Below are 9,688 nucleotides of genomic sequence, written 5' to 3'. Positions count from 1 at the left end.
TACATCGCCACCGGACGCGCCAAGCGCCCCACCGCCGACAACGGCAAGGTCGGCGGACCGCTGACACAGGCGATGAGAAAAAAGATTGCCGATGGCGGCTTCGACACCCCCTACCGGCTAAGAAAGCAGATCGTGGAGGCGGTGTTCGGACAGATCAAGCAGGCGCGCGGCTTCCGCCAGTTCCTGTTGCGGGGCCTGGCAAACGTGCGTGCCGAATGGGCGATAATCTGCACCGCCCACAACCTCGTGAAGCTCGCTAACCTCGCAAGGCCCCCATGAGCGGGATTTCGTGTCGAAATGCGCCAACCAGAAAGCTATCTGGACGGGCTCCTAGGATGCATTTTGGATGACGCGATCGGAACATAGCAAGCATCGTGTAATGTAGTTCACTTAAGATTGCAGGAGGACCTGATTTATTTCGTCCTGGTCAGGCTGTTCGCAGGTCGCGATCACACAAGTTCGGGCGTTCGCAGACTGCCAAGCTGAGAAGCAGTCACTCATTGTCTCCGCCTGCGATGTCCGACTTGGATCACGAGCGGCAGTGGATGTCCGCTCGAGAAAATTCCGGTAAAGCGCTAAGTATTGTTGCGCGCAGGATTCGGCCGTCAATTCAACGAGCCGATCGCTCTGCCGAACGGGCGCGATCCCCATGACTTTGGCAGCGCCGCCGTTTGAGTTGCGCCGGCCGTTAGCCGCCGGACCGAAGTAGATCCACAGCCTCAGTTAATCGGTCCGCTACTTGCACGGCACCCGGCATGGACTGCTTTTCGGAAGGCAACGAGCCGACAGAATTGACTGCCAGCCCAGTACCCGCGGCGAGAACAGCTATCACAATCGCAGCGAGATATTCGGTCCTCATGGCAATGGTCGCCTTCATTGGCCCCCAAAACTAACTAGGCACTGTCGGAAATGGTTCCCGAATGCTGCGGCCGATGTCCCACATCGGAAGTTGCCGCCATAGCGCCCGGCGACTAGCTGCCACCAGGTTCCTCCTTCCGGATGGAACATCGCTGTCGCGACTAGAAATTTGGAACGAAAGCGTCTGCCAAGGCTTTTCAAAACACGAGACCGCTGCTCGCTGGTGAACAACCCGGCGCATGTCGCGGATAGCCAAAGGTCGCTACCAAGACCCGCTGTTGTCAAAACAAGCGCTCGCGCAGATAGCCAAAGGCGGCGGTCTCCAATTTCATTCAAAACCGCCAGCCCTGCTCCGATCGGTTGCGGGGGAGCGTACTGGACTGATGTCGTCCTGTCGGTGGTGTTGTCCTTACCGAAAGCTTTGCTATGCGCAACCGCAGCGACATCGATTACGTCCACAGTCGGGCCATCGTTCGAGAAATCGGCGAGAGGTTACCCGCGTCGCTGAAACCAGAGCCGGAACTGCCAGCGAACCTTAGAATGCAAATCGACCGGCTCCGCGGATTGCAAGAGCAGTCGCCATCAATCATTCCCGATGCTGAGCGCTGGGACAAACCTTGGCGTTGAGCCGCCTTGGGACAGCACACACGGCTCGGCCGAACGGGACGAGCACGCCATCGGTGAAGCTCCGTGCGTCAGGAATTTTGAGTGAGTACGGTGCAGCGCAATCCAAATTGATCCGCAGCGCCGCGTCCTTACCGACGGAAAGGCAGGCACGGTCGACAACGTTTGGCTGGATGAACTGCACGGGCTTCGAATTTCGATCGAAGGTCATGATGGAAGATGGCCGGTCTCAACCATCAAGTTCCCGGAGGACTAGACCGGCGTATCGGTTGCGAGCTGCCCAGAGCGCAGCTGCCTTTAGAACATTCCAATCAAGATGAAAACGCCGACCTCAATCAGGAAAGTGATGGACATGATCGTGACGGTAAGGAACACGTCGCTCGCCGAGAGAGGGTTCATGAATGCCTCGCATAATGCGAAGCCCCGGGAGTAATCAGTCAGGCTGGAAAACGTTTCGGTTCCAAACGCAGATTGCGTGAGATGCGAGCGGCGCCCGCATCCGAAGCGGCCTAAGGCAAAGTCCGCAAAGGCTCAAAACCGACAATGCTCGGATCGAGCAGAAGGTTTCTCCTCAGCCCCAAAAACCCGACATCTGCGCCTTTTGAAGTCCACGCCCTAGACGCTCGCGGGTCCAGAGACGGCCTCCCGGATGCCTCTGCAAGCGTCGGAGCGTGCACGCCAATGGCATGCACGGGGACTGGATAGAGGGCGCAGAACCTACTCCCGACCCAGTGTGGTCTCCGAGCTGTACGCTGTTCCAATCCCTCAGATACGTCGCGACATCACAGCCACGCCCACAGTGCCAAAGTCACCAAACGCAATCCGAAGGGTAAGCAAAACGAAACGGCGAAATGAAGCGGCCCGGCGGGGCCGCAAGTACCCACCGGGCCTCACCAAGCGGGATCAGGGCTGCTGATTGACCAAACCTTAACTCCGCAGAGTTTAGTCGGTGTGGTTGCCGGCGAACAAAGACACAACTTGGTGAGATGTGAGGCTGCTCACGTTCGCGCGTCGCGGATTGACCTAATCAAAGTGCTGCAAGCTGGCCTGTCGAAATCGAACGGGAGGTTTTTCATGAAGCATCCGATGGTTTTTGCTATTGCAGCTATCGCCCTGCTCGCCGCAACTACTCTGCTCTGGTCGCATACGCCAACAACTAAGCTGTTCGGCGGAACGACCGCTATGCCGTCGTTGCAGGAACTCCACGCCGCGGCAAATGCAAATAAGCTCCCGAACGAGGAGATTGAGGATCAGTCACTGGTCTTTGCAGGCGCGGCGAAGCACTAAAGCAGCGCCCTGCGGGCGGCGGTGCCATCCCGGTGAATGATACGTAACCAATTGCCGCACTTTCCGGGGTTTTTTGATTGCAGGGGTCGGACTTGAACCGACGTCCTCCAGATATGAGACCAACGAGCACTCCGGGGGGCTCTACCCTGCATTGATCAAATAAAATGGGCCGCCGGCTGCGGCCGCGTCACCAAGAAATTGCGACGATGCTTAGCGGTGCGATTGCGGCCCAGCGTCCAGACCAACACCATGAATCATCCATCGCTGGTCATGCATCGCTTTCGGTCACGCATCGTTGGAGGCCGTTCGCATTTCCTGCCCATGGCAGGCTGCGCTCCAACGGACAGCATTCCTTGAGCAAGATCAAGGGATGAGCACGACGGCTGGCACGGCAGCGACAGCAAAAACCCGCCGCAGCGACAAGTGCGATAGATATGCGGTCATTCCCCATAGCCCGACGACGGCACAAGGCGGTTACGTCGGACTGGCCCAGCTATATCGAGAGCCTGGACGCAATCGTGAATGGCAGTCGCCATCTTCCGAGCTGCCATGCTCCTAGAATCGTTGTTGGCCGAAATCAATGGGCTATTGTCCTGATCCGCGGGCCAGGTCGCGTTGTCGCGGCGCCCCGCCGGGGCCACATCCTTTCGCGTAAGAATTGTGCTCGAGTTCAAATCTCCTCCGACGTGAGCCAGACCGCGTGGTCCGTGAGGCGATGTGCACTGTGGGGTGGCGGAAAACTCCATATTCCAAGAGGACAATCGGCATGGAAGCTAGCAATCGACATCTAATGTGGCACGGTATCTTGCTGTTTCTGCTCGGACTGATCACGGGCCTCGCCGAGCAACAGTTCACCAATGTGCGCATGGGGCTCTCTGCGCACCTGGAAGGTTTGTTGAACGGCATCTTCCTGATCGCGCTTGGTGCGATCTGGAGCGAAGTAAGACTACTCCCGTGGGCAAAATCGACAGCATACTGGGCAGCGCTTTACGCCGGCTACGGGAACTGGCTGGTTACGACGCTCGCCGCGATCTTCGGTACCGCGGCTGATACTCCAATCGCCTCAGCGGGCCATAGTGGGCAACCCTGGCAGGAAAGTCTCGTCGCGGCCGGATTCCTGAGTGTCGCCCTGGTCATCATTGCCTGCTCGTTGCTTCTCCTCTGGGGCCTTTGGCCCAGAGCGTTGCGACCGAATCCCGATCTTTCAGGCGCAGCTCGAGCGCAAAGAAAATGAGCGAGATCGACAAGCGAAGGCCTCGCCCCCAGCAACTGGAAGCTGAACGCGGCTGACAACAGCGGCGGAGGAGCGCGGTGGGCGCGCCAGCCACTCTCACCAATCGGTCATTGGACCAAAGTCCTGATCCGACTCAATTGCTTTGCCGCCCGAGGTCCGCGCGCCATCGGTGCGCCGCGCGTCCACAAGGGTGCCACCTATCCCGCGCCTGCGGTTGAGCCGTGAATAGCCTCGGCCCAAGAGCCGATGGTGTGCACTTTCTCACGCTCCAGATTTGTCGGATGCCCTTTCACATCAGACTCCAAGTCATTGATCCTTGGAGCGATCACGTCAAGGCCGACTCGCGTGTCAGGATCATTCAGCGCGCAGGCAAGGGCTTGATCGTCACGCCATGCCCACTTCCCATGTTCTACTCGCGCGTAGACTGCACCTGTCTTGTAACTGGCGAAATTGATAACTGGAATCCAGCGAACACACCGCCTCAAAAAATCGGTGTTACATTCAGGCGCAAAACTCTTTCCACGGTACACTTCTTCTGGTGCCCTAGCGCCGATGTTTATCTTTCTGAACCTTTCAATATCCAACATGCTCTTAACATCGAGGATGGTCATTTCGCCATTCCAGCCGAATGCCACGGTTCGCGGAGGCTGGCCCTCGGGTACACTGTTATCGAGAAACTCGTAGTGAACGCGCTTTCCGACAGCCAGTGCCCAAGTAAAGAACAATTCAGGCATACCAGTAAACGCTTCGACATTGTGCGCTAGGAGGTCCTCAACGGCTTTATATCTACCGACCTTCAATCCTCGTTTCCAAGCTCGCTCAACGGTCATTTCTGGCGGTGTAATCAAGAAAAACATGTAAACTAAGTTACCGAAGCGCGTCAGCAGCCGATTGGACCCTTTTCCCCCGTACTCAGGTACAAAACTGTCAAAGCGGAACCGGTCGATCAGCAAGTGCGAAATCTCGCCGCTGGCAGCTTTGGCCTTCATTCGACGGTCAAGCTTCTGATCGATGACCTCAAGCTCGTGACCCGTTAGCATTGCCGCGTATTTGTAAGCGCCACCCAGCGACGCGTAGTCCAGAAGAAATTTCCGCCAAATGTCCGGACTGATCAAGGCGAACTCTTCCCAACGAAAATTTAACTTGCGCGCAAGCGTTCGCTGTAAAGGACGCATCGTGCTTTTGCCTGACGCAGACGCACCCTTCACGTTCATGACGACCGGTTGTGGTTGCCATGGCAGTTGCCTGTAACCCTCCCGTGAAATCGCTTCTTGAATGAATGGGGTGATTGCATCGCCAATAACTTCGCTGCCATATCCATTACAGACCAACGTGAGAGCAAGTTCGGCGAGCAGCGCCCTATCGCCCACGAGCCGATCATGTCGGTCCATGATTCCCGTTGCAATTCTGTGTAATGCATCGAAACAGACAGCGCCCAGCGGATCGGTTGCCGCTTCTGCTTGTTTCCGCCATCCAAAAACTATCGAACGGTCGCGCTCCACTGGATCATTCTCCGGAAAGCGGGTCCGGTGTTGCTGTGTGTCGGCGCCGAATAGGCGGTGGAGCCAATGGCTTGATCGCTGTTCACCAGACGATCTCGACTCTGCGAAGCTCTTTGCAATCTCGCGCTCGATGCTGACAGACGCCGCGTGTCTAAAGCGATCGAAACGTTCTGCCAATTCCGCTCGATGAGGGACAATATACCGTTTGAGAATAGTCGAGGTTATCTCACGAAAGTTTCGACCCAAGTCCTCGTAATCCCCGCCATCGGGGACAGAAATGGTGGTAGTCACGTGTACCAGCAGTTCATGTATAATCAATCGCTCGGCCCGAAATGCCACTAGTTCAGTAGGCGGCAGGCTACAGTAGTCGCTTAATTCGTACGCTTTTGAAATGCTCGTCGAAACATTTTCGATTCTGAACATTGTCGAGAGAGGAAGGTACTCTCGCGGAATTTCCGATTCTAACCCCGGATGCCAAGAGCCATATTCGGCAGAGAGTGGTTCGATGGTCATCGCTGAAATGTTCTCGAATGGAAAACCCGTGTCGTGCCCCGCCGTCCCATGTCACCCTCTGGGCGGCCAAGTTAGCTTGATATTACGTAAGTTCCGACAGCCTTGTCACGTTCCCTTTGGGTCACGAGCGTCGCCCTCCGCAATAGACGTCGGCTTGTCGATTTCCGCCACGCCCGGTTAGCGACCGAGGATGCGTCGCGGTGCAATATGTCGCGAAGGGCCAGAACCGGACTTGGTACTGGAGTGTCCGGAGTTCCGCCGAGTATCGACCAGTCAGGTGCTCTGGGGCGCGAGCCATCAGGATGACCTTTTCGCGTGTCGTAGCGGCGGGCTTTACTCGGGTTTTTGTGAGGCGGGAACGCGCATTGGAAGGTCACGCAAATCGTGCGCGAGCGGCGTCGCCTGCGGCGCTAGGATCTCGAAGGTTCGCTCTTGGTGTGACGGCGGCGCCGCCACCAAGCGACGGGCTACGGCTAGGAGGGCCAAGAGCAGGCCGACGGCAGCCATAAAGTAGAACACGCCGTCGATGCTGAAGCGCGCCATCAAACTTGTGCCGATCAGCGGGCCAAGGATCGAACCCAGCCCGCTGACCAGGATAAGCCGGCCGCTCACTGCAATAACCTGATCGGCTGGCATTTGGTCGTGCGCGTTGGCGACACAGACTGGGTAAAGGGTCGACATGAAGCCGCCGAGCAGCGCAGCGGCGGGCAAGATCACCGAGCGAGAGTGCGGCAAATAGACCACCGCGATCGCGGTGGCAGCAAAGCCGAAGCTCAGCATCGATAACACGATGCGCCGGTCGAACTGATCCGACAGTCGGCCGATCGGAACTTGGAACGCGAGCCCGCCAAGCACAGCGATCAACATGAAGGTCGCTATCGTCTCGCGTGCGATGCCTTCATCATGCATCCACGCGGGAACGAGCGAGTAGAAACTGGCGCTGATCAGCCCGCTCACCGTGCAGCCGGCGACAGCGACGGGCGCCGCGCGGGCCAATTGGCCGAACGGCAGCGAAGCCGACGCCGTCCCGCGGGGCGGTTCGGCCCGCGTCGTGCTCACGATGACTAGAGCCACAGCGAACAGTATAGCGATTGCATTGAAAGGTTCTGCCGTTTCTACCTTAGCGTGGCCGATCAGCAGTTGTCCTAGCGCAAGAGCGATGAACGTGCCGAACATATAGGTTGAGAAAACCTGTCCGCGCTCAGTTGGCTCCGCCTTGGCGTTGAGCCAGCTCTCCGTGGCGATGAAAAGACCAGAGCAACCAAAACCGATGACCGCACGCAGGATCAGCCACGGCAGCGGCCCCGCCAGAAGCGGCATGGCTGCGGTCGCGGCGACGACCATTCCTGCGAGGGCGGCATAGGCGCGGATGTGCCCAACCCGTTCGATGATCCGTTCGCAACGCAACGCGCCCAGTGTGAAGCCGGCAAAATAGCTGCTGAGCACCAGGCCAGATTTGGTCGGCCCAAAATCCTCGATCGCGACACGCAAGGAGATGAAGGTGCCGAAGAAACCGTTGGCGAGTTGGATGATGCTCGTCGCGAGGATCAGCATCCCGATCTGCGCTCGCAGCGACTTCGACCGCATCAGCCTTCTCCCTTGCAACAGTTCCGACGACTCACGCGCTCAAGCTAGAGCGGCCTTCGGCGATCGGGCCGTGCCGTCGAGTTCGTCGTCGCGCCCGATGGGACCGGTGCGAAGATCGACAAGAGGTTCAACTTTGCACTTCGCCGACATGACCGGTCAGAAAAGACGGCATGTTCGACATCGGCTTGCGTGAACCCGAGGACCTCGAAATTTTCCGCGCGATTCCGCCCTTCAAGATAACACACAGGCCCTTTGACGGAGTGGTAAAGCCTGATGGAACCTTGATTATCGATCACAACGGCAGCGACTTGAGCGTTACAGCAAAATTTGGTGGTTGAATGTCCCGTTAGGGTCAAACTGAGAAGAACTCAGTGAGAGCACATGTTTTCCGCTTTGCCCTCAAATGCGGGCATTCATCACAGCGTTCGGCATGTCTCACAAGGGCCGGAAGGCGACATGGCCTGGAGGGCCTGGCCTTCTTATCTGAGCCACCAGAAGGGCGCTAGACACCGGTTGTCGAAGGCAGTCATATATGCTGGTGCGCGCTCTGGGCTATCTGATATTCTCATCGCAGGCCCGTCCCCGGCTACGACGACCAGCATTGGACGGCGTTCTGGCAATGGAGGTGACCTTGGCTCGCAACTGGGCGAAGAGCCGAACGCGAGGTCGCAAGCTTCATTCGACCGGCGCGAAGGCGCGCGTTGGTCGAGCTAGCAAAAACCGCGCCGATCTCGAACGACAGCTTGAAGCATGCAAACGGGAGATCGCTAACGCGCGGGAGCGCTTGATCGAGGCTACGAAGCAGCAAACTGCCACCTCCGAGATGCTGCGTATCATCTCGGATTCGCCGCTTCAGTCGGTGCTGGAAACGGTGGCCGAACATGCCGCACGCCTCTGCGACTCGAACAATGCGGAGATCTACAGCCTGGAGAACAACCTTCTTCGCTTGGTGGCTTCATACGGGGAGCTTCCGGTGCATATTCATGCCCGTGAGGGATTCCCTCTAAATCGCGACAGGGTGATAGGACGAGCTATATGTGATCGGCGGTCGATTCATGTCCACGATCTCGCCGCAGCGGATAGCGAGTACCCGTCGGGCAGTAGTGACGCCAAACGCCAGGGCCATCGCACCACGCTCGGGACACCGTTGCTGCGCGAGCGAACCCCCATTGGAGTAATTCTGTTCCGGCGATGGGAGGTCCGACCATTCTCCGACAACCAGATCGCGCTCCTCGAGACCTTCGCCGATCAGGCGGCGATTGCGATCGAAAACGTGCGCCTGCTCGAAGTCGAGAAGCAACGCACGCTGGCGCTTGCGCACGCCAATCGCGTCGCCACCATGGGCCAACTCGCAGCTTCGATCGCCCATGAAGTGAAGCAGCCGGTCGCCGCGATGGTGACCAACGCGCAGGCCGGACTGAGCTGGCTGGGCGCTCAACCGCCAAATCTGGAAAAAGCCCGGCAGACGTTCGGCTATATCGTTAGCGACGGCATGCGGGCCGGTGACGTCGTCGAACGAATCCGGGACATGATCAAAAAAGCGCAACCAAGGAAGGAAATCCTGAACATCAATGATGCAATCCGCGAGGTCATTGAACTCGCTCGCGGCGAAACGATGAAGAATGGCATTTCGGTGCACACGGATCTGGAAGAACGCACACCACCGTTGGAAGGCGACCGGGTGCAACTGCAACAAGTGATGCTGAATCTCGTGATGAATGCAGTCGAAGCTATGAACGGTACTAGCGAGGTCGCGAGAGAGTTGCTTATCAGTACCCGGAAAACGGAATCTGACGTCGTTCTCGTCGCGGTGCGAGATTCGGGACCAGGACTGGCACCAGAGACTCTCGATCACCTTTTCGACGCCTTCTACACGACCAAGCCTGGCGGTCTTGGGCTGGGGCTGTCGATTTGTCGCTCGATCATCGAAGCGCATGGGGGCCGATTGTCGGCGAAGGCCAATGTGCCTCGCGGCGCGATTTTTGAGTTCAGTCTTCCCGCCGCCCCAGACATTGCCAAGCAACCAGCTGTTGTGAGCGCTCCCTGATCCCGCGGCGACCAAGCCTGCTTCATCAGCGCCGGC

Annotated in this window: 7 protein-coding genes, 1 tRNA gene and 1 pseudogene; 6 read left to right on the top strand and 3 right to left on the bottom strand. The window is 58.0% G+C overall.

Translation table 11 applies throughout. The features are described 5' to 3' along the window. The 3 genes and pseudogenes from K288_RS54790 to K288_RS52485 all read left to right on the top strand — a co-directional run. Positions 1-279: transposase (locus tag K288_RS54790; protein ID WP_027579332.1), on the top strand; the 279-nt coding region annotated here is incomplete at its 5' end. Positions 280-1,538: 1,259 nt separating this feature from the next. Further along, positions 1,539-1,738, top strand: a pseudogene (locus K288_RS54785) (PRC-barrel domain containing protein). A gap of 818 nt (positions 1,739-2,556) precedes the next feature. Further along, on the top strand, positions 2,557-2,769 hold the full coding sequence (locus tag K288_RS52485) for a hypothetical protein (protein ID WP_152535588.1): 213 nt from the start codon (positions 2,557-2,559) through the stop codon (positions 2,767-2,769). A gap of 77 nt (positions 2,770-2,846) precedes the next feature. On the opposite strand, the gene K288_RS52480 is transcribed toward K288_RS52485, so the two are convergent. Further along, a tRNA-OTHER gene (locus K288_RS52480) sits at positions 2,847-2,920 on the bottom strand. 654 nt (positions 2,921-3,574) lie between these two features. On the opposite strand from K288_RS52480, the gene K288_RS45955 reads away from it, so the two are divergent. Continuing rightward, a complete protein-coding gene (locus K288_RS45955) occupies positions 3,575-4,003 on the top strand; it encodes a hydrogenase (protein WP_210164434.1) in 429 nt (142 codons plus the stop codon). A gap of 197 nt (positions 4,004-4,200) precedes the next feature. Here the strand turns inward: K288_RS45955 and K288_RS45950 are convergent, their stop codons facing one another. Next, positions 4,201-6,018 (bottom strand): hypothetical protein, encoded by a 1,818-nt coding sequence (locus K288_RS45950; protein ID WP_051334619.1) that lies wholly within the window; start codon positions 6,016-6,018, stop codon positions 4,201-4,203. A gap of 333 nt (positions 6,019-6,351) precedes the next feature. Then, positions 6,352-7,605 carry an MFS transporter gene (locus tag K288_RS45945; RefSeq protein ID WP_051334618.1) on the bottom strand — a complete coding sequence of 418 codons (1,254 nt, stop codon included), beginning with the start codon at positions 7,603-7,605 and terminating at the stop codon, positions 6,352-6,354. A gap of 170 nt (positions 7,606-7,775) precedes the next feature. Between K288_RS45945 and K288_RS53665 the strand changes: the two genes are divergently transcribed. Then, positions 7,776-7,943, top strand: a complete 168-nt coding sequence (locus tag K288_RS53665; RefSeq protein WP_160168988.1) for a hypothetical protein — start codon at positions 7,776-7,778, stop codon at positions 7,941-7,943. Positions 7,944-8,137: 194 nt separating this feature from the next. Beyond that, entirely contained in the window at positions 8,138-9,652 is a 1,515-nt protein-coding gene (locus K288_RS49645) for an ATP-binding protein (protein WP_084799659.1), read from the top strand. The last annotated feature ends 36 nt before the right edge of the window (positions 9,653-9,688 follow it).

Source organism: Bradyrhizobium sp. Ai1a-2 (assembly GCF_000426245.1).
In the GTDB taxonomy this organism is placed as follows: domain Bacteria; phylum Pseudomonadota; class Alphaproteobacteria; order Rhizobiales; family Xanthobacteraceae; genus Bradyrhizobium.
The sequence above is the reverse complement of the archived record's forward strand: the minus strand, read 5'-3'. Positions and strand labels throughout refer to the sequence as shown.